Genomic DNA, 23,540 nt, shown 5'->3' on the forward strand with positions numbered 1-23,540 from the left:
GGTTCAGCTCCAGGTGGCGGTGACCTTCTGGGTGTCCACGTGCATGCCCAGCGGCACGCGCCAGGACTCCACGCACACCGTGTAGGTGCGCGTCGCGGCGGCCCCGCCCGCGATCGGCGCGGGGAGCGGCTGGGTGGTGGTGATCGTGGCCCAGTCGACCCCGAGGGCCCCGATGATGTGCGTCGCGAAGCTGACCGTTCCCGAACGGGCCGCGGCGGTACCGGTGTTGGTGAAGGTGACGGTGACCCGCTCGCACCAGCGGTCGGCCGCGGCCGCCCTGACGGGGGTGGACAGCGTCAGCCTCGCCGGGGTCGCCGGAGGCGCCGGCGGGGTGGTGCCGGGTTTGCCGGACGGGCTCGACGGGCCGGACGGCACGCCCGGGGAGTCCGCCGAGGCCGGGGAGTCCGGTGTGCCGGGCGGCATGGTGGACGGGCCCGCACCGGGCGGGGTCCCGGGGGCGCGTCCGGAGCCGTCGGGGGCGGTGGTCGTCGCTCCGCCCGGGGCGGAGCCGCCGGGGGCCCGCGACCCGGGAGCACCGGCCGACGTACCGGACGACACGGAGGAGCCGCCCGCCGGGGACGGGCCGCCGAGCTGCTGGAACTCCACTTGGCCCTGCGGCGCCACGTTCTCCCCCGGGGCCCGCTCGGGACCCGGGGCCGCGGCGCCCACGGCGACGTAACCGTCCCGTGCCGGGCCGCCGCAGCCGGTGAGGCCGGCGGCGGCCGTGCAGCACAGGGCGAGGAGGGTGGCCGGGGCGGCCGTACGGGATCCCGTTCGCATCGCGCCAGTTTTGCTGACGCTCCGTCAATTGGGAACCCCGCGAAGCCCCGTCACTCGCCGATGAGTCCTACGCGCAGTTGCGCGAGGGTGCGGGTGAGCAGCCGGGAGACGTGCATCTGGGAGATGCCGACCTCCTCGCCGATCTGCGACTGCGTCATGTTCGCGAAGAACCGCAGCATGATGATCTGCCGCTCCCGGGGCGGGAGTTTGGCGAGCAGCGGCTTCAGCGACTCGCGGTATTCGACGCCTTCGAGCGCGGTGTCCTCGTAACCGAGGCGGTCCGCGAGCGAGCCCTCGCCGCCCTCGTCCTCGGGCGAGGGCGAGTCGAGCGAGGAGGCGGTGTAGGCGTTGCCGACGGCGAGACCGTCGACCACGTCCTCCTCCGAGACGCCCAGGACGGCGGCGAGCTCCGGCACGGTCGGCGAGCGGTCCAGCTTCTGGGCGAGCTCGTCGCTGGCCTTGGTCAGCGCGAGACGCAGCTCCTGGAGCCTGCGCGGGACGCGGACGGACCAGGAGGTGTCCCTAAAGAATCGTTTGATCTCGCCCACGACGGTCGGCATCGCGAACGTCGGGAACTCCACGCCGCGTTCGCAGTCGAACCGGTCGATCGCCTTGATCAGGCCGATGGTGCCGACCTGGACGATGTCTTCCATCGGCTCGTTGCGGCTGCGGAAGCGGGCGGCGGCGTACCGGACCAGGGGCAGGTTCAGCTCGATCAGGGTGTCGCGTACGTACGCCCGGTCGGGGCTGTCCGCGTCCAGGGCGGCAAGGCGCTGGAAGAGGGAGCGGGAGAGGGTGCGGGTGTCGATGGCTTCCGAGCGGTCGGACACTGCCGGAGTCGCGCTCTTGACGAGCGTGAGCACCTTGGAGCTGCCCTGGTCTACGGACATGCCACCCCCTTGAGGTCGCGGACGGTCGCGTGCGGCGCGCCCGTCGGAGGAACGCAGCCTCCACCTGAATACCGGAGGCGGGGCTGCGGCAAACGCGGTTCAAGCAGAATGTCACATGTCGGCAACACGCTGTAGCGCCAAGTCGACATATATCTCCAGCGACAGAAGAGGTCAGAAGGGGATCCGTCCGTTCTGTCGGGATACGAGGGGATGATCTCCACTCGTTCCGGTTACACCTCGATCCTGTTTGCGGATCTCAGTCGGGCGAAGCTCCGGGCGAGGAGCCGGGAGACGTGCATCTGGGACACGCCCAGCTCGGCGCTGATCTGCGACTGCGTCAGATTGTTGTAGTACCGCAGCAGCAGGATCCTTTGTTCACGCTCGGGCAGCTGTACGAGGAGGTGGCGGACGAGGTCGCGGTGCTCGACTCCGACCAGCTCCGGGTCCTCGTAGCCGAGCCGGTCGAGGAGGCCGGGCATCCCGTCGCCCTCCTGGGCGGCTTCCAGCGACGTCGCGTGGTAGCTCCGTCCGGCCTCGATGCAGGAGAGGACCTCGTCCTCGCTGATGCGCAGCCGCTCGGCGATCTCGGGGGTGGTCGGGGTGCGGCCGTGCAGCGTGGTGAGGTCCTCGGTGGCGGCGTTGACCTGCACCCACAGCTCGTGGAGGCGGCGCGGCACGTGGACGGTGCGGACGTTGTCGCGGAAGTAGCGCTTGATCTCGCCCACGACGGTCGGCATCGCGAAGGTCGGGAACTGCACGCCGCGGTCCGGGTCGAACCGGTCGATGGCGTTGATCAGTCCGATGGTGCCGACCTGGACCACGTCCTCCATCGGCTCGTTGCGACTGCGGAAGCGGGCGGCCGCGTACCGCACGAGCGGGAGGTTGGCCTCGATGAGGGCCCCGCGCACCCGGTGGTGCTCGTTGGTGCCCGGCTCCAGGTCCTTCAGCTGCCCGAAGAGGACCTGGGTGAGGGCCCGGGTGTCCGCGCCCCGGCTCGGCGGTCTCTGGGGGGCCAGGGCGGGCGGGGGCTCCTCCTGGGGGGCCTCCTGGGGGGCCTCGTGGGCCGCATCCCGGGCCACCGCCTGCCGGGATTCCTGCCGGGGCTCCTGGACCGATTCCTGCCGGGACTCTCGTCGGGGCTCGTACGGGGGTTCATGCTGGGGCGGCACCTGGGGGTCCTGCTGGGGTGGCACCTGAGGCGCTGTACTGGCCGGCACGGTCACGCCACCCCTTCAGTCAACTCATCCGTCAAAAGCGGTCATAGCATCACAAGACATGTGCACTGTGTGCAAGCACCGTATATCACCGTGTTGAAGGCAAGTTGGGCATATTGGGGCATTATGCCCAGTGATGGGTATGCAAAAGCCCCCCACCCGTCGGAGTGGGGGGCCGGGAAGTCCGGAAGCCGCTTCAGCGTACGGGTCAGCGCACCAGTTCGGTCATGAACTCGCCGATGCCGGAGGCGGCATCGGATATGCCCTGGAAACCTATTCCCACCATCTCGGCCGCCCGCTTGGGCTGGGTGATGATCACGAAGAGGACGAAGACGGTGAGGGCACCCGTGATGAGCTTCTTGGTGTCCATGAGCGGTGACGGCCTCCCCAACCGGTCCTGCAAAGTCGGGTGAGTCTAACCGGTCAGGTTTGGACACTCACCCGACCTTTAAGGACCAATGGCCCGGTGCTCCGGGTCCTTTGCCGGGGTGCCGACGGACAAGGGGGGCGCACGATGGGTGTGCGCCCCCCGGTTCTGGCAGGGAACCGGTGGGTGAGGGACAGGGCCTCGCTGCGGGGTCCGAGCCGCCGGCTTTCCCCTGACTGCGGCCCGGACCGGCAGGTCCGTCCTCCTCGGGGGAAGTGGCTTGTCCCCCGGATGCCACTTCCCCCGTCCGACACGCGGAAGGTCCCGACCCCGGTCGGGGCCTTCTCCGCGTTTCCCGCTCCCGCAGGCGCCGCTGCGGCTACTGCAGGCCGCCGGCGAGGTCCGTGAGGGGCTGTACGGGGGCGATCACGGGCGAGAGCTGGTTCGGCAGTTCCATCAGCTGGTTGAGCTGGTTGGCTCCCTCGCCGAGCTTCCCGCCGATCTCCTGGACGGAGGCCGGCGTGGCCCCGGCGGGCATGCCGGGAGCGGCCGTCGGGAGGTCCGGGAGGGTGAGGGGCGCGAGGGGCGCGGCGGAGGCGGCGGGTGCGGCGAGGCCCGCGGCGGCCCCCGCGAGGGCGAAGGCGGCGAGCATGCGCTGGGTCTTGGTCATGCCGTGACAACGGCCGAGGGGGCGGGCGGTCACGCGGCCGTACTCCGGAGAGCGGAGCGGAGAGCGCCCTGCACCGCAGGAAGCCGTCGGCCGAACGACGGCCGACCGCCGAACGACAGCCATGGGCGCCAACCGGCAGCCCTGAGCCGAAAGAGGGCCGGGAGCCGGCGAAGTCCGGGAGCCAAACGAAGCCCGGGAGCCAAACGAAGGCCGTACGAACGCCGAAAGCCCCGACCCTTGCGGGGCGGGGCTTTCGATCGGAGCGGTAGTGGAGGGATTTGAACCCCCGATGGGTTGCCCCATACTCGCTTTCGAGGCGAGCTCCTTCGGCCACTCGGACACACTACCGAGATGGATCCTAGCCTAAGGAGGCGCATTCGCCGAAATCGGCATCCCGCGTCGGCTGCCGCCCCTCCGGGCGGGCGTCGTCACAGGTCGCGGAAGAAGTCCGTCAGCTGCCGCGCGCACTCCGCCGCGAGGACGCCGCGGACCACTTCGGGCCGGTGGTTGAGCCTGCGGTCCCGTACGAGGTCCCAGAGCGAGCCCGCCGCGCCGGCCTTCTCGTCGTCCGCGCCGTAGACGACCCGGGCGACGCGCGACTGCACGAGCGCGCCCGCGCACATCACGCACGGCTCCAGGGTCACCACCAGGGTGCACCCCGGAAGCCGCCATTCCCCGAGCGCGGCGGCGGCCCGGCGCAGCGCCACCACCTCGGCGTGCGCCGTCGGGTCGCCGGTCGCCTCGCGCTCGTTGTACCCGGTCGCGAGGATCCCGCCGTCCGGGCCGAGCACGACGGCGCCGACCGGCACGTCGCCGGCCGGCACCGCCCGGGCGGCCTCCTGCAGCGCCAGGCGCATGGAGTCCCGCCAGGGATCCCGTACGGGATCGGGGGTGTGCGATTGGTGCGTGTGGATCACTAGCGGACGGCCTCCAGGACCTCGGTGGCGCCGAGCGAGTCGGCGATCTCCGAGAGGGCGTCCCCGTCCAGGGTCATCAATTGCTTGTGGGTCACCCCGAGGTCGTCCAGCAGCCGGGGGTCGCCGAGCGGGCCGGCCGGTACCGGCTCCGCGCCGCCGCGGCCCGCCTCGTCCTCGTCGTCGTCCTCGTCGGTGAAGGCGGAGAGTGCTTCGTCCTCGCCGTCCTCGGTGCCGTCCAGGTCCAGTTCGTCGAGTTCGTCGTCCTCCTTGTCGCTGCCCAGCAGCTCTTTGGTCAGCATCGAGCCGTAGGAGCTGCGGGCGGCCGCGGAGGCGTTCGATACGAAGTACCGCGGGTCCTCCTCGCCGTCCACGCGGACGACGCCGAACCAGGCGTCCTCCTGCTCGATGAGGGCGACCACCGTGTCGTCGTCGACAGCGGCGGAACGGGCGCGATCGATCAGATCACTGAGGGACTCGACGTCGTCGAGTTCCATGTCGCTCGCTTCCCACCCGTCTTCGGTGCGCGCGAGCAGTGCGGCGAAATACACCGTGACTCTCCCACTGGTCTTAGGCGTGCCGGTTGGAGGTCCCCCCGGCCGGAGGATGGGGTCGAACGGCTGTCGTGCCCGCCGTCCTGCCCCGCCCAATCGGCATCGTGGCAGAAACAGCGGCTTTGCGAGAGGTCTTCCGCGCTTGCGTCGTCCCGTGCCGTGCGCCGCGCGGCCCGCACGGGGGCTGTGGGGCGGTGGTGTCGTACGGCTGCCGGGCGCCGCCGGAGGCCGGGGCGGCTCCCTCGCGGAGGCTGCCGCGCCCGGTCGTGTCGCGGGGCCGGGCCGGGCGCCGGGCCCCGGTCACCAGCGGAAGGTGCGCATGCGCATCTGCTGGCGCATGCGGGCCGCGCGGGCGCGGCGGGGCTGGACGCGGTCGCGCAGGGCGCGTGCCTCCATCAGGTCGCGCAGGAACTGCGCGCGGCGTGCTCGGCGCTGCGCGGCGGTCTCCGGCGCGTCGTCGCTCGGCTGCGTGTCGGGCATCGGCCACCACCCCGGGCTGGTCGGTCGTTCCCCCTGCACCCACCTTCCCCCGGACGGGCGGTTTGATGCCACCCCTGTGCAGGTCAGACGTCGTCCGACAGCGTCGGGACCACGGCCACCGGGCCGTGCGCGTGGTGGAGCACCGCGTGCGCCACCGAGCCGATGTGCAGGGACATGGCGGTGCGCCGCGGGTGGTGGCGCCCCACGACGACCAGCGCCGCCGACTCGGAGGCGGTGACCAGCCGGCCCGCCGCGTCTCCGGGCACGGCGGCCTGCTCCACGCGGACGTCCGGGTACCGGGTGCGGAAGGGCGCCAGCCGCTCCGTCTGGGACCGCAGCATCTCCCGCTCGGCGGGCACGGCGTTCCCGTCGTCGGCCAGCCCCTCCGGCGGGATCACCGTGAACGGGCTGTCGATCACCATGGTCGGCGCGGGCGGGATGGCGTACGCGGACACCACCTGGACGGTGGTCCCCCGCACGGCCGCTTCCGCGAACGCGAAGGTGAGCACGTCGTCGGGCGTCTCGGCGGCGTGCAGGCCGAGCACCACCCGCCCGGCGGACTGCCCGGCGGCGGCCTTCAGCGCCCCCGCGCTCCGCTCCGCGTGCGGGACCACCACGACCGGACACGGGGCCGTGGCGGCCACGGCGCGGCTGTTCGAGCCGAGCAGCAGGCTGGCGAAGCCGCCCCGCCCCCGCGAACCCATCACCAGCACCCTGGCCTCCGCCCCGATCACCCGCAGGGCCTCGGGGACGGAGCCCTCCAGCGCCACGTACTCGACCCCCTCGGGCAGCCCGGAGGGGCCGCCGAGCAGGGCCCGGATCCGGTCGCTCACCGGATCGGCGAACTCCTCCGGCTGCGAGGCGTCGTGCAGGGCGGTTCGGCGCCCCGCGTACAGCTGGGCGTGGTCGGGCAGGACGTGGGCGATCAGCAGCCGCGTACCGTGCAGCAGAGCCGCGGTCCTGGCCCACTCCAGGGCCCTCAGGCTGTGATCGGATCCGTCGACGGCCGCGATCACCGGTGCGTTGCTCATCAGTCCAGCGTGGTGGGCGTCCGGGCGGGCCGCATCCGCAGGCTGTCGCGGGCGTGGCTGCGGCTTCGGACGCGAAGGGGCCGCGTCAGCGCGTAGCCTTTTGGGTGCAGGTCGCGTCGTGCGGCCGTTTTTGCAGGTCGCAGGTCGAGTTTTGGAGGATGTTGTGCGTTTGCAGGTCGTCGATCACCCCTTGGTGGCGCACAAACTCACCACCCTGCGCGACAAGCGCACCGACTCCCCCACCTTCCGGCGGCTCGCCGACGAGCTGGTGACCCTGCTCGCGTACGAGGCCACCCGGGACGTGCGCACCGAGCAGGCCGACATCGAGACCCCGGTCGGGCCGACCACCGGTGTGAAGCTCTCGCACCCGCGCCCGCTGGTCGTGCCGATCCTGCGCGCCGGCCTCGGCATGCTCGACGGCATGGTGCGGCTCCTGCCGACCGCCGAGGTGGGCTTCCTGGGCATGGTCCGCAACGAGGAGACCCTGGAGGCCTCCACGTACGCGACGCGCATGCCGGAAGACCTCTCCGGGCGGCAGGTCTACGTCGTCGACCCGATGCTGGCCACCGGCGGCACGCTCGTCGCGGCGATCCGGGAGCTGATCAAGCGCGGCGCCGACGACGTCACGGCCGTGGTGCTGCTGGCCGCGCCCGAAGGCGTCGAGATCATGGAGCGCGAGCTGGCGGGCACGCCGGTGACGGTGGTGACCGCCGCGGTGGACGAGCGGCTCAACGAGCACGGTTACATCGTCCCGGGCCTGGGTGACGCGGGCGACCGCATGTACGGCTCCGCGGAGTAGTTTCCCGCGGAGCGGTCGTCCGGCTCGGTCAGCACTTCTTGGCGGGCGCGGGCACGGGGTTGGCCAGGAGGGCCAGCGCCTTGTCCGCGTCCTCCTTCGTGCTCAGCTCCTTGAAGGCGTCGCCCAGGATCAGGTCGATGTCCGCGGTCTCGCGGGCGTCGGTCTGCTGGGTGGCGCCGACGAGCTGGGTGCCCAGTACGGAGAAGGCGGCCTTGTCGGTGGCGGGGGAGCCCAGCAGTATCGCGATGCCGGGGACCTTCTTGTCGAAGTCGGCGGGGGCGTTGCCGACGTTGCCGATGACGAAGCCGCGTTTGGCCAGCTCGTCGCCGACGGCCTTGGCGAGCCCGGCGCGCGGGGTCGCGTTGTAGACGTTGACGGTGATGTCGCCGGGCTTGGGCAGCACGACCGCCGGCCCGGCCGCTGCGGAGGCGGCGGCTTCGGGGCCGGCCTTGGAGCCGCCCTTGACGGCGGGCTCGGCGGCTGTGGTCGGACAGTCCTTGGTCCCAGCGGCGGTATTCCGTTTCGGGCTGTTGCCCTGGAACACGTCGATGAGCTGCAGGGCCCCGTAGCCGAGCAGGGCCAGTGCGAGGACCGAGCCGAACACGGCGAGGACGATCCGACGGCGGCTCCGCTTACGGCTCATGCGGGGGTAGGCGGCTCCCGTGACGCGGTACTTTCCGCCCATGCCGGGGGGAGTGAGCATGCTCATGGGCGCAGCGTAGTGCCGCCCGCCGACGATGCCTACTAAATGATCTGCTGATAGGTCAATACTGACCCGAAAGGCGCAATCTACGCGAAGCGGCTGCCCGCCCCGGGGCATCCCGAGGGCGGTGGTGAGGTCCGTTCCGGCGCGGGTCCGGAGGGCGGGGCGTCAGTCCATTTCGAGGACGCGGGCGTGCAGGACCTGGCGCTGCTGCAGGGCCGCGCGCACGGCGCGGTGCAGTCCGTCCTCCAGGTAGAGGTCACCCCGCCACTTGACGACGTGCGCGAAGAGGTCGCCGTAGAAGGTGGAGTCCTCGGCGAGCAGCGTTTCGAGGTCGAGCTGCCCCTTGGTCGTCACCAGCTGGTCGAGCCGGACCGGGCGCGGCGCGACGTCCGCCCACTGCCGGGTGCTTTCCCGGCCGTGGTCGGGGTACGGCTTTCCGTTACCGATGCGCTTGAAGATCACACGGAAAGCCTACCGGGCCCGGCCCTGCGGGCGCAGCCTCGCAGCGCGGGTGCAAAAGTGGCGGACAGGGTCAATTCGGGAGTGATGCATGAGTGAGAGCACCGAAGCCGCCGCCTCGGCGGATCAGCCGGGCCCGGCCGACAAGATCGCCGCCGGGTACGCCTTCGCCGGACCCGCGCTCGACCTCGGGGCCCTGCTCTGGGACGGCGTCTGCCTGCCCGACCGGCAGATTCGCATCCCCCTGCCCATGCTCACCCGGCACGGGCTGGTCGCGGGCGCCACCGGCACGGGCAAGACCAAGACCCTCCAGCTCATCGCCGAACAGCTGTCGGCGAACGGCGTCCCGGTCTTCCTCGCGGACATCAAGGGCGATGTCTCGGGAATCTCCGTCCCGGGCGCGTCGCACCCGAAGACCGAGCAGCGGGCCGCGGAGGTCGCCCAGCGGTGGGAGGCCACCGGATACCCCAGCGAGTTCTACTCGCTCGGCGGCATCGGCCCCGGCATCCCGGTCCGCTCCACGGTGACGAGCTTCGGTCCGGTGCTGCTGTCGAAGGTGCTCCAGCTCAACCAGACGCAGGAGCAGTCGCTCGGCCTGATCTTCCACTACGCGGATGCCAAGGGCCTGGAGCTGATCGACCTCAAGGACCTGCGCGCGGTCGTCGCCTTCCTGGTCTCCGACGAGGGAAAGCCGGAACTCAAGGGAATCGGCGGGCTGTCCACGGTGACGGCCGGGGTGATCCTGCGGGCGCTGACCGCCTTCGAGCAGCAGGGGGCTGCGGAGTTCTTCGGCGAGCCGGAGTTCGACACCGGGGAGTTCCTGCGGACGGCCGCGGACGGGCGCGGAACGGTCTCCGTACTGGAACTCGCGGCGGCCTCGGACAAGCCGCAGCTCTTCTCCACCTTCCTGATGTGGCTGCTGGCCGACCTCTTCAACGACCTGCCCGAGGTCGGCGACGTGGAGAAGCCCGGGCTCGTCTTCTTCTTCGACGAGGCGCACCTGCTCTTCAACGGCGCGTCGAAGGCCTTCCTCGACTCCGTCACCCAGACGGTGCGTCTCATCCGCTCCAAGGGCGTGGGCGTCTTCTTCGTGACGCAGACCCCCAAGGACGTGCCGTCGGACGTGCTCGCCCAGCTCGGCAACCGGGTGCAGCACGCGCTGCGCGCCTTCACGCCCGACGACGCGAAGGCCCTGAAGGCGACGGTCAGGACCTTCCCCCGCTCCGCGTACGACCTGGAGGAGCTGCTCACCCAACTGGGCACCGGCGAGGCGGTCGTCACCGTGCTGAGCGAGAACGGCGCCCCGACCCCGGTCGCGGCGACCCGGCTGCGCGCCCCGCAGTCGCTGATGGGACCGCTCGGGGCGGCCGCGCTGGACCGGGCCGTGAAGTCCTCGCCGCTCTACCCGCGGTACGCGGAGCCGGTCGACCGCGAGTCGGCGTACGAGAAGATCAGCGCCGAGCAGGCCGCCGCCGAGGCGCGGGCGGAGGCGGCCGCGGCGGCCGCCGAAGCCGAGAAGAGGGCCGGGGAGGCGGAGAAGGCGGAGAAGGCGGCGGAGAAGGCGGCGGAGAAGGAGGCCGCGAGGGGGGCGCGCAGCGCGCCGAAGCCGGATCCCTCGCTGGCCGAACAGGTGGTGGGGAGCGGGCTGTTCCGCTCGCTGGCCCGGTCGGTCGGGTCGCAGCTGGGCCGCGAGATCTCGCGCTCGATCTTCGGTACGGCCCGCCGGCGCAGATGACAGCGGCCCGGCGCGGAGCGGCCGGGAGTGGCTGCGAGTGGCCGGGGAGTGACGGGGAGCGGCCTGCGGGCCCGGAGGCCGGCTCGGGAGCGGGCCCGGGAGCGCTGTTCGAGGCGGAATCGAGCGCACCGGGTGCCCGGAACGGGGTGTGCGCTGACAGACTCGTTCCATGCGGACCGAACTGACCGACACCACGTCCAGCAAGATCAACCGGGCCCTGCTCGACGCCCGCCGGGCCATCGGCAGCCCCACCACCGGACTGGTGCTGACCCTGGTGGTCGTCACCGACGAGGAGAACGCCTACGACGCCGTACGCGCGGCCTCCGAGGCCTCGCACGAACACCCGTGCCGCATCATCGCGGTGATCAAGCGGACCTCCCGGGGCCCGCACAAGCTCCGCGCGACCCGGCTCGACGCCGAGCTGCGCATCGGCTCGGACGCCGGCACCGGGGAGACCCTGGTGCTGCGCCTGCACGGGGACCTGACCGGGCAGGCCGGCTCGGTCGTCCTGCCGCTGCTGGTGCCGGACGCGCCCGTGGTGGCGTGGTGGCCCGCCGACGCCCCCGCCGACCTGGCCAACGACTGCCTGGGCGCGCTCGCCCAGCGCAGGATCACGGACGCGGCCGAGGCCGCCGACCCGGTCGGCGTGCTCGACGACCGGGCCGCCGCCTACCAGCCCGGCGACACCGACCTGGCCTGGACCCGGCTGACGCCGTGGCGGGCGCTGCTGGCCGCCGCCCTGGACCAGAAGCCGCTGCCGGTGACCGGCGCGACGGTGGAGAGCGAGCCCGACAACGCGAGCGCCGAGCTGCTGGCGCGCTGGCTGGAGGACCGGCTCGGCACGAGCGTGGCCCGGGTGGCGAGCGACGGCCCGGTGATCACCCGCGTGGCATTGCAGACCACGGGCGGCGAGATCCGGATCGACCGGCCCGCCGGCGCGCTGGCCACCCTGATGCTGCCGGGGAGTCCCGACCGCAGGGTGGCCCTGAAGATCCGCAGTGGCGCCGAGCTGATCTCGGAGGAGCTGCGGCGCCTCGACGCGGACGTGACCTACGGCTCCGCGCTGCGGCGGCGGCCGCTCCAGGCGGCACTCTCCGCGTAGTGGTTGTCGTACGTCGGGGAACTGTCCTTGATGTCCTGCACGGTGGCCTCGCCCGCGTTCACCCGGCCGAGGAGGCGGTAGTAGTCGAAGCGCCCCATGCCGGGGGTGAAGCCGACGAAGACGCTGGCCGTGTGGCCGGCCGCGGGGGCGAAGGCGTGCTTGACGCCCGGCGGGATCGCGATGAAGTCGCCGGCTTCGAGGGTCTGTACCTCGTCGTCGACCAGGATGTCGAGCCGGCCGGCGGTCACGTGGAAGAACTCGGTGGCCTTGGTGTGGAAGTGGACCGGGGCCCCCGCCGCGCCCTCGTCGAAGGTAGCCGTGTTGCAGGTGAGTTCGGCGGTGTCCGTCAGCAGCGTGATGAGGCTGCCGGGGGCGTCGTAGATGGCTTCGGCGGTGGCGGCGCGGGTCGGCGCGATCTCTGTCATGTCCCCAGCTTCGCCGCCCCGGACCGACCGGTGCCACGGGTGTCCCGGAGTCTGTCAGGTCGGCCGGGCCTGCGCGCCGGGGCCGGATCAGGAGGCGCCGGAGGCCTTCGCGGCCTTGGCCGCGGCCTTCATCTCCTGCTTGTGCGCCCGGACCTTGGCCAGGGACTCGGGCCCCGTGATGTCGGCCGCCGAGCGGTACACGTTGGCCTGTCCGTAGCCCCCCGCGGCCTCCCGCCACCCCTTCGGGCGCACGCCGAACCGCTTGCCCAGCAGGGCGAGGAAGATCTGCGCCTTCTGCTCGCCGAAGCCCGGCAGTTCCCTGAGGCGCCCGAACAGTTCCGCCCCGGTCGACGCGTCGGCCCAGACGGCCGCGGCGTCCCCGTCGTAGTGCTCCACCAGGTACGCGCACAACTGCTGGATCCGCTTCGCCATCGACCCCGGGTACCGGTGGACGGCGGGCTTCTGCGACAGCAGCGCGGCGAAGGCCTCCGGGTCGTACGCGGCGATGGCGTGCGCGTCCAGGTCGTCGGAGCCGAGCCGCTGGGCGACCGTCCAGGGCCCCGAGAACGCCCACTCCATCGGCACCTGCTGGTCCAGCAGCATCCCGATGAGCGCGGCGAGCGGGCTCCGGGCGAGCAGCGCGTCGGCCTCCGGCTGCTGGGCCAGCCGGATGGTGATGTCCTTGTCCATGGGTCCAGCCTGCCGCGCGGACGCGCTCCCCGCGCGGCCGCCGCACCGCACGCCTAGCGTGGGGACGACGCAGGCCGGACGACAGGTACGAGTCGAGGAGTCGATCGATCATGGTTGAGTTCACCGAGGGCGCGCCGTGCTGGGCAGACGCGATGTTCTCCGACGTGGAGGGCGCGCAGACCTTCTACGGCGACGTGCTGGGCTGGACCTTCGGCGAGGCGAGCAGCGAGTACGGCAACTACACGCAGGCGTATTCCGGCGGCAAGGCGGTCGCCGCCCTGGTGCCGCCGATGCCCGGCGCGGAGGCCCCCTCGCAGTGGTGCCTGTACTTCGCCTCGCCCGACGCGGCGGCCACGGCCGAGAAGATCAAGTCGGCGGGCGGCGAAGTGGTGATGGAGCCGATGCGGGTCGGCGACTTCGGCACGATGCTGATCGCGAAGGAGCCGAGCGGCGCGGTCTTCGGCGTCTGGCAGCCGGGCGGGCACAAGGGCTTCGAGAAGATGGGCGAGGCGGGCGCGTACGCCTGGGCGGAGGTCTTCACCCGGGAACCGGCCGAGCCGGACGCGTTCTTCACGAAGGTCTTCCCGTACGACGCGCAGCGGATGGACGCGGGTGACGACCCGGAGGCGGCCGGGATGGACTTCAAGGTCTTCAGCGTCGGCGGCCCCGGGAATCCGGTGCTGGGCCGGATGAAGATGGGCGACGAGTTCCCGCCGGAGATTCCGTCCTACATCCAGGTCTACTTCGGTGTCCCCGACTGCGACGAGGCGGTGGCGAAGACGAAGAAGCACGGCGGGAAGCTGCACTTCGGCCCGATGGACAGCCCGTTCGGCCGCTTCGCGGCGGTCACGGACCCGCAGGGCGCGGCCTTCGCCGTGATCGACATGTCGACGACGGTCGGGGAGATGCCGAAGTTCGGATGAGGCCGTGCCAGCCGGGCGGGTGGTTCTTCGTCGTGGCCGCGAGGGCCCGACGCCCGTCCGTGCGGACGACCCTACGGTTGGGGCATGAGCCTCAGCATCCGCAATCAGATCGCAGGTACCGTCACCGCCGTCACCGCGGGTGAGGCCATGGCGGCGGTCAAGGTCCGGCTGGACGGCGGTCAGGAGATCACCGCCGCCGTCACCGCCGACGCCGTCAAGGACCTCGGCATCGCGGCGGGCTCCCCGGTCACGGCGCTGGTCAAGGCCACGGACGTGGCCCTGGCCACCGGCCCGGTCGAGGGCCTGTCCATCCGCAACCAGATCCCCGGCACCGTCGCCGACGTCGTCGCCGGCCCCGCCATGGCCTCCGTAAAGGTCAACGTCAGTGGTGGCGGGCTGACCGCGGCGATCACCGCGGACGCCGTCGGGGCGCTCGGCCTGGCGGCGGGCTCCTCCGTCGTCGCGCTGATCAAGGCGACCGAGATCTCGCTGCGGACCGCCTGATCGGCGGGTCGGACCGCGGCGGGGCAAGATCCCCGGGCGCGGCGGCGGCAGGGCGCCGCACCACACGCGCGTGACCGCGCCGACGCAGTCGGACACCCTCGCGGAACCGCCGGCGGGGTGCGGGCGTCGGGGCGCGGAAGTTTTTTTCGCGAGCCGGTCACACTCGCGTGACGCGGCGGGTCAGAGGAGTGAGACGCACACAAGGGAATCCACCAGAGGAGCAGATCCCATGTCCACCACCGCTGTCGTCGTCACCCTCGTCGCCGCCTTCATGACCGGTTTCTCGGCGGTCTCGGTCTTCACCGGCGCCAAGTGGGTCGTCGAGCCCCTCGCCGCCTACGGCGTCCCGCGCACCTGGTGGACCTGGCTCGGCGCGGCCAAGGCCGCCGGAGCCGCCGGCCTCGTCGCGGGCCTCTTCGTCCCCGCCCTCGGCATCGCCGCCGCCATCGGCCTCGCGCTCTACTACACCGGGGCCGTCATCACCGTCGTCCGGGCCCGCTCGTACGCACACATCCCCTTCCCCCTCCTCTACGCCGCCCCGGCCGTCGCCGCCCTGGCCCTCGGCTTCTGACCGGTCCCAGCCCCCGACGCGCCCACGCTCCGACCGCTCCCGCACCTTCCGGGGGTGGGTACAGGGCCGGCGGGCTTCGTCCCTCCCGATGCCGGCGGCTTCGAGTCGGGAGGGGACCCGGCCCCGGCGCTGCTCGGTGGTCCTGCCGTCACATGCCCCGGCCGGCGTCGTCGCAGTGGCGCGGGGGGCCGTGGAAGACCTGGCTGGTGTGCCAGGAGCGGTGGGCCGCCGCGACAGGGCGGACGCCCGCCTGTGGGCCTGTGAGCGGACGGCCGGCGAGAGCGATGACGTGCTCCCGGGCGGCGGGGCTGTGGCCGACGAAGCGCTGCGAGACGAGGATGCGGTGGCCGTCGCCGACGCCGAGGACGCCCTTGTCGAAGAGCCTGTGGTGCAGCGAGCACAGACACAGCCCGTTGTCGACGTCGTCGGGGCCCCCGAACGCCCACCAGCGCACGTGCGCGGCCTCCAGTCCGACCGGCACCGCGCCGATCCTCCCGTCGTAGCCGCAGAAGGCGCACCGGTACTCGTACGCCGTCAGCACCAGCTCCCGCATGCGCCGGTCGCGCTGCCTCGGCACCGTCGGGAGCCGCTCGGTCGCCGTCGGCTCCAGTTCCAGGCCGACGACGTCGCACAGTTCGCCATGGAGCGAGGGCGGGAAGTTCAGGTCGAGCAGGATGCGCGCCATCCGGCCGAGCAGTGACGGCTCTCTGCGGAGTGCCGCCCGCAATTCCGGTGCCAGCCGCCCCGCGGCTCCCGACGCCCGCAGTTCCCGCACTCCGCTGCCCGGGCTGCCGAGCCCGTGATCGGTGCGCACTTCCCACACCGCGTCGCTCGCCAGGTGGTGGAACGGGTAGGCCGGGGTGGTCCTGTTGGCCGGCCCGTACTCGGCCAGCAGCCGCTTCAGGTCTTCCTCCACCACGCTGTACCGCAGCTCGCCGTCGGCATCCCGCTGGAAACGGCCGAGGGCGTAGAGGAACAACAACGGCTTGTGCGGGGCGCGCGTCCCGCTCCTCGTCCACTGCCTCAGCTTCGCGGTGCGCTCCAGCCAGTCCATGACCGGCGATCGTAGTAGCGCCTCGCCGAACGCTGATCCGGACAGGCGGCGGGCATGTGCGTGACGCGTGCGTGACGCCGCGCACGGACATCGTGATCGTCAGCGGATGTCCGAGGCGCATGTGACTCGAACGGGGGTGCGGAACGCAGAAGGCCCCGGCCGGTTTCCCGGTCGGGGCCTTCAAGTGCCCGGTGAGGCACTGGCGGAGGATACGAGATTCGAACTCGTGAGGGGTTGCCCCCAACACGCTTTCCAAGCGTGCGCCCTAGGCCACTAGGCGAATCCTCCGCCGCAAACAATACAAGACGTTGAGGGGTGCTCGCGAACGTGATCGTCCGCGGGAGGGCAGGTCGGGGCCGGACTCGATTCCAGGGGCGTCCATCCGCTAGGGTGGGCTCAGCCCCTCACGTGGCGCTATCTCACCCAACTCCCCCAGGGCCGGAAGGCAGCAAGGGTAAGTGGGCTCTGGCGGGTGCGTGGGGGGCGCTTTGCGTTCCGGGAGGCCTTGGTGGCGCCGGCGGGCCGCCGTTGTCGGCGGGCCCGGATAACCTCGTAGACGTGTCGTCCCTTGCGCTGTACCGCCGCTATCGCCCCGAGTCGTTCGCCGAGGTCATCGGGCAGGAGCATGTCACTGCCCCGCTGATGCAGGCCCTGCGGAACAACCGGGTCAATCACGCGTACCTGTTCAGCGGGCCGCGCGGGTGTGGAAAGACGACCAGCGCGCGCATCCTGGCCCGCTGCCTGAACTGTGAGCAGGGTCCCACCCCGACCCCGTGCGGGGAGTGCCAGTCCTGCCGGGACCTGGCCAGGAACGGGCCGGGTTCCATCGACGTCATCGAGATCGACGCCGCCTCCCACGGTGGTGTGGACGACGCCCGTGACCTGCGGGAGAAGGCCTTCTTCGGGCCCGCCTCCAGCCGCTACAAGATCTACATCATCGACGAGGCCCACATGGTCACCTCGGCGGGCTTCAACGCCCTGCTGAAGGTGGTCGAGGAGCCGCCGGAGCACCTCAAGTTCATCTTCGCCACCACGGAGCCGGAGAAGGTGATCGGGACCATCCGGTCCAGGACGCACCACTACCCCTTCCGGCTCGTCCCGCCCGGCACCCTGCGGGAGTACCTGGGCGAGGTCTGCGGGCGCGAGGGCGCCAAGGTCGAGGACGGCGTGCTGCCGCTCGTCGTGCGCGCCGGCGCCGGTTCCGTGCGTGACTCGATGTCCGTGATGGACCAGCTGCTCGCCGGCGCCGCCGACGACGGTGTGACATACGCCATGGCGACCTCGCTGCTCGGGTACACCGAGGGGTCGCTGCTCGACTCCGTCGTCGACGCCTTCGCCGCCGGTGACGGGGCCGCCGCCTTCGAGGTCGTCGACCGGGTCGTCGAGGGCGGGAACGACCCGCGCCGGTTCGTCGCCGACCTGCTGGAGCGGCTGCGCGACCTGGTGATCCTGGCCGCCGTGCCCGACGCCGCGGAGAAGGGGCTGATCGACGCCCCCGCCGACGTCGTGGAGCGGATGCAGGCCCAGGCGTCCGTGTTCGGGGCCGCCGAGCTGTCACGGGCCGCCGATCTCGTCAACAGCGGCCTCACCGAGATGCGCGGCGCGACCTCGCCGCGGCTGCAGCTGGAGCTCATCTGCGCCCGCGTGCTGCTGCCCGCCGCCTTCGACGACGAGCGGTCCTTCCAGGCCCGGCTCGACCGGCTGGAGCGCGGCGCGGCCGCCTCCTTCGCCGCGCCGCCCGCCATGGGCTACGTACCGGGGCCCGAGGCGCACGCGATGGCGCCCGCCGGCCCCGGCGGGGGCGTCGCCGCCGCGCGCGCCGCCGTACAGGCCCCCGCGCCGGTTCCGGCCGCCGCGCCGGCCGCCGCCCCCGAGCCGGTACGGGCTCCCGCGCGGCCGGAGGCGCCGGTTCAGGCCGCTCCCGCCGAGGCCCCCGCCCCCGCCGCTCCTGCCCAGGCCCCCGCCGCCCCCGCGCCCGGTGCCTGGCCCGGGGCCGCTCAGCCCGGCAGCGGCGCCCCCGGTGCCTGGCCGGGAGCCGCCGCCCCGGCCGCCCCGGCTCAGGCCGCCCCTGCGGCCCCGGCCCCCGCCGCCGGTGCCTGGCCGAGCGCGGCCGCCCCCGGCCAGGGAGCCCCGGCCGCGCCCGCCCCCGCCCAGCAGGCCCCGGCCGCCGCGGCTCCCGCCGCCGCGCCCTCCCCCGGCATGGCCGCCGGAGCCGGACAGATCCAGGCGATGTGGCCCGGCGTGCTGGAGGCCGTCAAGAACCGCCGCCGCTTCACCTGGATCCTGCTCAGCCAGAACGCGCAGGTCACCGGCTTCGACGGAACCACCCTCCAGCTCGGCTTCCCCAACGCCGGCGCCCGCGACAACTTCGCGAGCAGCGGCAGCGAGGACGTGCTCAAGGCGGTCCTGGCCGAGCAGTTCCAGGTCAACTGGAAGATCGACGCGGTGGTCGGCGGCGGCTCGCCCGCCCCGCTCCAGACGTCCTCGTACGCCGCCCCGCCGCCGCCCGCCCCGGCCTACAGCCCGCCGCCCCAGGCGCCGTCCGCCCCCGCGCAGCAGCAGCCGCAGTACCAGCAGCAGCCGCCCCAGTCGGCCTCCGCCCCGCAGCCCCCCGTGCAGCAGGCGCCCCCGCCGGTCGCCCCCGAGGACGACTTCGCGGAGGAGGACGATCCCGACCTCGTCGAGAGCGCCCTGACCGGTCACGACCTCATCGTGCGCGAGCTCGGAGCGACCGTTGTGGAGGAATACACGAATGAGTAGTCCCTCCTGATTGGGGTGGCCGCACGAAACCGGCCGCGCCGTCCGGGCTAGTCTGAGCAGCGTGAAGGTCCTCGTCATCGGCGGCGGCGCCCGCGAACACGCCCTGTGCCGCTCTCTGTCCCTCGACCCCGACGTCTCCGCGCTGTACTGCGCTCCCGGCAACGCCGGCATCGCCGAGGTGGCGGAGCTGCGCCCGGTCGACGCCCTCGACGGCGACGCCGTCACCGCTCTCGCCACCGAACTCGGCGCCGACCTGGTCGTCGTCGGCCCGGAGGCCCCGCTGGTCGCCGGGGTCGGCGACGCCGTGCGCGCCGCCGGCATCCCCGTCTTCGGCCCGTCCGGCGAGGCGGCCCAGCTGGAGGGCTCCAAGGCCTTCGCCAAGGACGTGATGGCCGCGGCCGGGGTCCCGACCGCGCGCAGCTACGTGTGCACCACCCCGGAAGAGGTGGACGAGGCCCTCGACGCCTTCGGCGCCCCGTACGTCGTCAAGGACGACGGCCTCGCGGCCGGCAAGGGCGTCGTGGTGACCGAGGACCGCGCCGCGGCCCGTGCCCACGCCCTCGCCTGCGACCGGGTGGTCATCGAGGAGTACCTCGACGGCCCCGAGGTCTCGCTCTTCGCCATCACCGACGGCGTCACCGTCGTCCCGCTCCAGCCCGCGCAGGACTTCAAGAGGGCCCTGGACGGCGACGAGGGCCCCAACACCGGCGGCATGGGCGCGTACTCCCCGCTGCCCTGGGCCGACCCGAAGCTGGTCGACGAGGTCATGGAGCTGGTCCTCCAGCCGACCGTGGACGAGCTGCGCCGCCGCGGCACCCCCTTCTCCGGGCTGCTCTACGCGGGCCTCGCCATCACCAGTCGCGGCACCCGGGTGATCGAGTTCAACGCCCGCTTCGGCGACCCCGAGACCCAGGTGGTCCTGGCCCGGCTGCGCACCCCGCTCGCGAGCGTGCTGCTGAACGCCGCCAACGGCACCCTGGACGCCGAGCCGCCGCTGAGCTGGCGCGAGGACGCGGCGGTCACGGTGGTCATCGCCTCGTACAACTACCCCGAGACCCCGCGCACCGGCGACGTGATCGAGGGCCTGGCCGACGTGGCCGCCGAGGACGGACCCGACGCGTACGTGCTGCACGCCGGGACCCGGCGCGAGGGCGACGCGGTGGTCAGCGCGGGCGGCCGCGTGCTGTCGGTGACGGCGACCGGTTCCGACCTGGCGCAGGCCCGGGACAAGGCGTACAAGGCGGTGTCGCGGATCCGGCTCGACGGCTCGCAGCACCGTACGGACATCGCCGCCAAGGCGGCCGAGGGACGCTGACCAGCGGCTCCCCCGACCCGCGGGCCCGGTGCGCCCGAGGTGCGCCCGGGCCCGCGGGCGTGTCCGGGCGCGAGTGCATTCGACCTCGTTCGAACGCACCCAGCTTTACCCAAAGCCATTCCATCGGGTGATCGTCACCCGGTCCGCCTGACGGCCGGGCGTACCCCAACTAGGGTGCGTTGCCAAGCATTCCGGCACTTGGCCCACCGGCATTGCGATGTCAGTGGCGGGTGTCACAGTGGGGGAGTGAGCAAAGCCGCCGCAGGGCAGAGGGGGTGAGGTCCGGCCGTGTCCGGAACCGGTTCGATCATGGAAGTGGGCGTGCCGTCCGCGCGGTCCCGCGCCCTGGCCGTGCTGCGCGTGCGCAGCAGGGCCCTGGCCTTGGGGCTGCTGCCCGCCGCCCTCGCGGTGGTGCTGGTGACCGCCCGGATGACCGGGCGGCTGGCCGGCGACCCCTGGCCCGCGGTGACCCTCGCCGTGTGCGCGGTCGCCGCGCTGGTGCTGCTGGCCGGCGGGATCTTCGCGGCCGTGGTGCTGCGGGCGAGCCCCGCCGTGACGCCGACGGTGCCGGTGCCGGAGGCCGCCGCGCCCGATCTCTACCGGCTGGTGCGGGACCTGGCCGACCGGATGGACGTACCACCGCCCTCCGCGATAGCCCTGACGCCGGACTGCGACAGCTGGCTGGAGGACCGCACCCACGCGGCCCACCGCCGCGGCGGCGCGCGCACATCCGCCGGCATAGCCGGAACTGCCGGCCCGGAGTCCGAGCCCGGCGCGGCTCCTGTGCTGGTGATCGGCTCGCCCTTCCTGTGGTGGATGCGGGTCGCCGAGCTGCGGGCCGTCCTCGCACCGGTCGTCGCGGGCACCGGACCCTCCGCGCATCCCGACATAGCCGACGCGCGCGGCTTCGTGCGCGGCCTGGACGCTGCCGTGGACGTGGGCGGCAGGCCCGGCCTCGGCTGGATCGCCGGGCCCGCCCGGCTGCTGCTGCGGCTGTGCCGGGTGGATGCCGCCGAGATGGAGCGCGGGGTGGCCGCTGCCGCCTCGGAGCGTGCACAGGGTGTGGACTACGGGCTGCGCATCGTCGCCCAGGAGCAGGTCGGCCTGGCCTACGCGGGCTGGGACCGGCTGCTGACCCGGGTCGCCCTGCCCGCCTGGCGGATGGGCCGCTGGCCGGCGCATCTCGACGCAGGGGTGGTCTCCGCGCTGACGGAGCTGTCGCGGCGGGACCGGCTGGCCGAGGGCTTCACCTCGCGGCTCGGCGAGCGCCCCGCCTGTGACCTGCTGGAACAGCCCGGGATGGTCGACGAGGCAGCCTCGCTGCTGGCCGCGCGGCTCTTCCACGGCGGTCCGGCCGAGGCCGGGCCGGACTGGTCCCCGGTGGACTGGGCGGCGTATCCGGAAGAGGTCGTGGACCGCAAGTGGCGTACGGAGGCGGCCCGGCTGCACGCGGCGCTGGACTCCCTGGCCGCCCCGGCAGGACTGCCGGTCGGCGCCGCCGGTCCGTCCGCCGGGGCCGGACCCACGCTGGAGCGGGTGCTGGGCTACCTCACCGACCGGGCCGGCGACGGAGCCGCCGGGGAGGCGCTGGCGGGACGCCTCAGCGGCGACCTGGCCCGCGAGGAGCGGGCCGCCGGTCCGTCCGCCGGGGCCGCGAAGGCGCGCGGCGCGGACGCCGTACCGCTGTTCCCGCTCCAGCCGCCGCGCAGCGGCCGGGACCTGCTGGCCGACCACGTCACGGCGATGGTGTGCTGCGCCGCCGTCGACTCGGCCGGAGCCGCGCCCGGCCTGGACTGGCTCGACGGCCCGATCCTGCTGATCGGCGGCGACCGCCGCTCCGACCTGGCGCCGCGCGTGCTCTGCCTGGTCGAGGACGGGGACCCGGAGCCCCTGCGCGACTGGCTCGCCGACCTCGGCGTCCGCCCGGAGAAGCCCGTCCGCCTGGTGTGACGGCCCTCGCCCCGGCGGGCTACTGATCGCACACGTGGCCGGTTCTCCATGTTCCGGTCACGTCAATTCGCGACGAACGGTGACGGACTGCATGCGTTATGTGATGTGCTGGGGTCGATGCACGCCCGTTCGGGGGAGCGAGGGAGGGGAGCGGTCATGGGAGCGGACCAGATCCGGCGTTGGGAGTCAGGTGCGCTCGCGCACGCGGTGACGGACCCCTTCGGGCAGGGCCCCCTGCCCTGGTTCCGCGGCAGCGAGCTCTACTTCGACGACACCGGCCAGGTCGTGCCCTGGTACGTGGACCCGGCCGCCGCGGCCGCCGGCACCGGCCAGATCCCCCGCGCCCGCGGCACCGGCGGCCCCCGTACGGCCGATGACGTCCACCGCCAGATCAAGGGCTTCTCCTCCACCGGAGCCGTGACCCCCGGCGAGGCCATCGACTTCCACATCACCGTCGATCCGCCCCAGCAGTTCTCCGTCGACGTCTACCGCATCGGCCACTACGGCGGCGACGGCGCCTCCAAGATCACCACCAGTCCCCGCCTGTCCGGCATCGTGCAGCCGCCCCCCCTGGCCGCCGACCGCACCGTCTCCTGTCACCACTGGTGGCTGTCCTGGCGCCTCCAGGTCCCGTCGTACTGGAGCGTCGGCGCGTACGTCGCCGTCCTCACCACCGTCGACGGCTACCGCTCCCACATCCCCTTCACGGTCCGCGACGACCACCCGGCGGACCTCCTGCTCCTGCTTCCCGACATCACCTGGCAGGCGTACAACCTCTACCCGGAGGACGGCCGCACCGGCGCCAGCCTCTACCACGCCTGGGACGAGGAGGGGCGGCTGCTCGGCGAGCAGGACGCGGCCATCACGGTCTCCTTCGACCGCCCCTACGCGGGCGCGGGCCTGCCCCTGCACGTGGGCCACGCATACGACTTCATCCGCTGGGCCGAGCGCTACGGCTACGACCTCGCCTACGCCGACACCCGCGACCTGCACGCCGGCCGTGTCGACCCGACCCGTTACCGCGGCCTGGTCTTCCCCGGCCACGACGAGTACTGGTCCGCCCCCATGCGCCGCACCGTCGAGCGTGCCCGCGACCACGGCACCTCCCTCGTCTTCCTCTCGGCCAACACCATGTACTGGCAGGTCGAGCTCGGCCCCTCGGCCTCAGGGGTCGACGACCGGCTCCTCACCTGCCGAAAACGCCGCGGCCCCGGCCGCCCCAGCCTGTGGCGCGAGGTCGACCGCCCGGAACAGCAGCTCCTCGGCATCCAGTACGCCGGGCGGGTACCGGAACCCGCGCCCCTGATCGTCCGCAACGCCACGCACTGGCTCTGGGACTCCACCGGCGCCGCCGAGAACGATGAGCTGCCCGGCCTGGTCGCCGGCGAGGCCGACCGGTACTTCCCCCGCACCCAGCTCCCCGAGCACCAGGACCGGATCCTGCTCGCGCACTCCCCGTACCTCGACGGCGAGAACCACCGCCGCCACCAGGAGACCTCGCTCTACCGGGCACCCAGCGGCGCGCTGGTCTTCGCGTCCGGCACCTTCGCCTGGTCCCCGGCGCTCGACCGCCCCGGCCACGTCGACGAGCGGGTCCAGCGGGCCACCGCCAACCTGCTCGACCGGATCTGCAAGAGGGACTGACCG

The 23,540-nt window shown here is 73.0% G+C and carries 24 protein-coding genes, 2 tRNA genes and 1 other RNA gene; 11 read left to right on the forward strand and 16 right to left on the reverse strand.

Translation table 11 applies throughout. From position 1 onward, the window contains the following. Window positions 1-3: 3 nt before the first annotated feature. The 10 genes from ACFCZ1_RS10130 to ACFCZ1_RS10175 all read right to left on the reverse strand — a co-directional run bounded on the left by ACFCZ1_RS10130 (window position 4) and on the right by ACFCZ1_RS10175 (window position 6,900). On the reverse strand, window positions 4-780 hold the full coding sequence (locus ACFCZ1_RS10130) for a hypothetical protein (RefSeq protein ID WP_376677919.1): 777 nt from the start codon (window positions 778-780) through the stop codon (window positions 4-6). Between the two features lie 50 nt (window positions 781-830). Beyond that, a complete protein-coding gene (locus tag ACFCZ1_RS10135) occupies window positions 831-1,670 on the reverse strand; it encodes an RNA polymerase sigma factor SigF (protein ID WP_362389641.1) in 840 nt (279 codons plus the stop codon). 230 nt (window positions 1,671-1,900) lie between these two features. Beyond that, window positions 1,901-2,887 carry an RNA polymerase sigma factor SigF gene (locus ACFCZ1_RS10140; RefSeq protein ID WP_376677920.1) on the reverse strand — a complete coding sequence of 329 codons (987 nt, stop codon included), beginning with the start codon at window positions 2,885-2,887 and terminating at the stop codon, window positions 1,901-1,903. A 205-nt stretch (window positions 2,888-3,092) separates the two neighbouring features. Continuing rightward, window positions 3,093-3,254 (reverse strand): hypothetical protein, encoded by a 162-nt coding sequence (locus tag ACFCZ1_RS10145; RefSeq protein ID WP_215014193.1) that lies wholly within the window; start codon window positions 3,252-3,254, stop codon window positions 3,093-3,095. A 376-nt stretch (window positions 3,255-3,630) separates the two neighbouring features. Then, window positions 3,631-3,921, reverse strand: coding sequence for a hypothetical protein (locus tag ACFCZ1_RS10150; RefSeq protein WP_376677921.1), 291 nt, complete (start codon window positions 3,919-3,921; stop codon window positions 3,631-3,633). Window positions 3,922-4,184: 263 nt separating this feature from the next. Further along, window positions 4,185-4,269, reverse strand: a tRNA-Ser gene (locus ACFCZ1_RS10155). Window positions 4,270-4,349: 80 nt separating this feature from the next. Next, a complete protein-coding gene (gene tadA / locus ACFCZ1_RS10160; protein ID WP_376677983.1) occupies window positions 4,350-4,778 on the reverse strand; it encodes a tRNA adenosine(34) deaminase TadA in 429 nt (142 codons plus the stop codon). 59 nt (window positions 4,779-4,837) lie between these two features. Further along, window positions 4,838-5,386, reverse strand: coding sequence for a hypothetical protein (locus ACFCZ1_RS10165; RefSeq protein WP_376677922.1), 549 nt, complete (start codon window positions 5,384-5,386; stop codon window positions 4,838-4,840). A gap of 303 nt (window positions 5,387-5,689) precedes the next feature. Further along, window positions 5,690-5,869: a hypothetical protein gene (locus tag ACFCZ1_RS10170; RefSeq protein WP_030027564.1), complete on the reverse strand. Its 180-nt coding sequence runs from the start codon at window positions 5,867-5,869 to the stop codon at window positions 5,690-5,692. 83 nt (window positions 5,870-5,952) lie between these two features. Next, window positions 5,953-6,900, reverse strand: coding sequence for a universal stress protein (locus tag ACFCZ1_RS10175; protein WP_376677923.1), 948 nt, complete (start codon window positions 6,898-6,900; stop codon window positions 5,953-5,955). A 163-nt stretch (window positions 6,901-7,063) separates the two neighbouring features. On the opposite strand from ACFCZ1_RS10175, the gene upp reads away from it, so the two are divergent. Further along, window positions 7,064-7,699 (forward strand): uracil phosphoribosyltransferase, encoded by a 636-nt coding sequence (gene upp, locus ACFCZ1_RS10180; RefSeq protein WP_031141526.1) that lies wholly within the window; start codon window positions 7,064-7,066, stop codon window positions 7,697-7,699. Window positions 7,700-7,727: 28 nt separating this feature from the next. On the opposite strand, the gene ACFCZ1_RS10185 is transcribed toward upp, so the two are convergent. Both ACFCZ1_RS10185 and ACFCZ1_RS10190 read right to left on the reverse strand, forming a co-directional pair. Then, on the reverse strand, window positions 7,728-8,408 hold the full coding sequence (locus ACFCZ1_RS10185; protein ID WP_376677924.1) for a LytR C-terminal domain-containing protein: 681 nt from the start codon (window positions 8,406-8,408) through the stop codon (window positions 7,728-7,730). Between the two features lie 162 nt (window positions 8,409-8,570). Then, window positions 8,571-8,867 (reverse strand): type II toxin-antitoxin system VapB family antitoxin, encoded by a 297-nt coding sequence (locus ACFCZ1_RS10190; protein ID WP_017240525.1) that lies wholly within the window; start codon window positions 8,865-8,867, stop codon window positions 8,571-8,573. Window positions 8,868-8,955: 88 nt separating this feature from the next. On the opposite strand from ACFCZ1_RS10190, the gene ACFCZ1_RS10195 reads away from it, so the two are divergent. Continuing rightward, complete coding sequence (locus ACFCZ1_RS10195; protein WP_376677925.1) at window positions 8,956-10,599, forward strand: helicase HerA-like domain-containing protein; 1,644 nt, start codon at window positions 8,956-8,958, stop codon at window positions 10,597-10,599. A 169-nt stretch (window positions 10,600-10,768) separates the two neighbouring features. After that, on the forward strand, window positions 10,769-11,701 hold the full coding sequence (opcA, locus tag ACFCZ1_RS10200; protein WP_376677926.1) for a glucose-6-phosphate dehydrogenase assembly protein OpcA: 933 nt from the start codon (window positions 10,769-10,771) through the stop codon (window positions 11,699-11,701). Here opcA and ACFCZ1_RS10205 read toward each other — a convergent pair. Beyond that, window positions 11,650-12,126 (reverse strand): cupin domain-containing protein, encoded by a 477-nt coding sequence (locus tag ACFCZ1_RS10205; protein ID WP_376677927.1) that lies wholly within the window; start codon window positions 12,124-12,126, stop codon window positions 11,650-11,652. The two genes, opcA and ACFCZ1_RS10205, sit on opposite strands and share 52 nt — an antisense overlap. Window positions 12,127-12,213: 87 nt before the next feature. Then, complete coding sequence (locus ACFCZ1_RS10210; protein ID WP_376677928.1) at window positions 12,214-12,816, reverse strand: HhH-GPD-type base excision DNA repair protein; 603 nt, start codon at window positions 12,814-12,816, stop codon at window positions 12,214-12,216. A gap of 110 nt (window positions 12,817-12,926) precedes the next feature. Between ACFCZ1_RS10210 and ACFCZ1_RS10215 the strand changes: the two genes are divergently transcribed. The 3 genes from ACFCZ1_RS10215 to ACFCZ1_RS10225 all read left to right on the forward strand — a co-directional run bounded on the left by ACFCZ1_RS10215 (window position 12,927) and on the right by ACFCZ1_RS10225 (window position 14,814). Further along, window positions 12,927-13,739: a VOC family protein gene (locus ACFCZ1_RS10215; protein ID WP_376677929.1), complete on the forward strand. Its 813-nt coding sequence runs from the start codon at window positions 12,927-12,929 to the stop codon at window positions 13,737-13,739. An 84-nt stretch (window positions 13,740-13,823) separates the two neighbouring features. After that, on the forward strand, window positions 13,824-14,243 hold the full coding sequence (locus ACFCZ1_RS10220) for a molybdopterin-binding protein (RefSeq protein ID WP_376677930.1): 420 nt from the start codon (window positions 13,824-13,826) through the stop codon (window positions 14,241-14,243). A gap of 229 nt (window positions 14,244-14,472) precedes the next feature. Beyond that, entirely contained in the window at window positions 14,473-14,814 is a 342-nt protein-coding gene (locus ACFCZ1_RS10225; protein WP_376677931.1) for a DoxX family protein, read from the forward strand. A gap of 148 nt (window positions 14,815-14,962) precedes the next feature. Here the strand turns inward: ACFCZ1_RS10225 and ACFCZ1_RS10230 are convergent, their stop codons facing one another. Together ACFCZ1_RS10230 and ACFCZ1_RS10235 are read right to left on the reverse strand one after the other, a co-directional pair. Beyond that, complete coding sequence (locus ACFCZ1_RS10230; protein WP_376677932.1) at window positions 14,963-15,868, reverse strand: phosphorothioated DNA-binding restriction endonuclease; 906 nt, start codon at window positions 15,866-15,868, stop codon at window positions 14,963-14,965. Window positions 15,869-16,068: 200 nt separating this feature from the next. Continuing rightward, a tRNA-Ser gene (locus ACFCZ1_RS10235) sits at window positions 16,069-16,156 on the reverse strand. A gap of 107 nt (window positions 16,157-16,263) precedes the next feature. Between ACFCZ1_RS10235 and ffs the strand changes: the two genes are divergently transcribed. The 5 genes from ffs to ACFCZ1_RS10260 all read left to right on the forward strand — a co-directional run bounded on the left by ffs (window position 16,264) and on the right by ACFCZ1_RS10260 (window position 23,537). Beyond that, window positions 16,264-16,362, forward strand: an RNA gene (ffs, locus tag ACFCZ1_RS10240) — signal recognition particle sRNA small type. 64 nt (window positions 16,363-16,426) lie between these two features. Next, the gene (locus ACFCZ1_RS10245) at window positions 16,427-18,628 is read left to right on the forward strand and encodes a DNA polymerase III subunit gamma and tau (protein WP_376677933.1); all 2,202 of its coding nucleotides are present in this window, start codon (window positions 16,427-16,429) and stop codon (window positions 18,626-18,628) included. A 61-nt stretch (window positions 18,629-18,689) separates the two neighbouring features. After that, a complete protein-coding gene (gene purD, locus ACFCZ1_RS10250; protein ID WP_376677934.1) occupies window positions 18,690-19,943 on the forward strand; it encodes a phosphoribosylamine--glycine ligase in 1,254 nt (417 codons plus the stop codon). Window positions 19,944-20,231: 288 nt separating this feature from the next. Continuing rightward, window positions 20,232-21,893 (forward strand): hypothetical protein, encoded by a 1,662-nt coding sequence (locus ACFCZ1_RS10255; RefSeq protein WP_376677935.1) that lies wholly within the window; start codon window positions 20,232-20,234, stop codon window positions 21,891-21,893. Window positions 21,894-22,049: 156 nt separating this feature from the next. Then, window positions 22,050-23,537, forward strand: coding sequence for a N,N-dimethylformamidase beta subunit family domain-containing protein (locus tag ACFCZ1_RS10260; RefSeq protein ID WP_376677936.1), 1,488 nt, complete (start codon window positions 22,050-22,052; stop codon window positions 23,535-23,537). Window positions 23,538-23,540: the final 3 nt, after the last annotated feature.

The organism is Streptomyces sp. NPDC056224 (assembly GCF_042267665.1).
Taxonomy (GTDB): Bacteria; Actinomycetota; Actinomycetes; order Streptomycetales; family Streptomycetaceae; genus Streptomyces.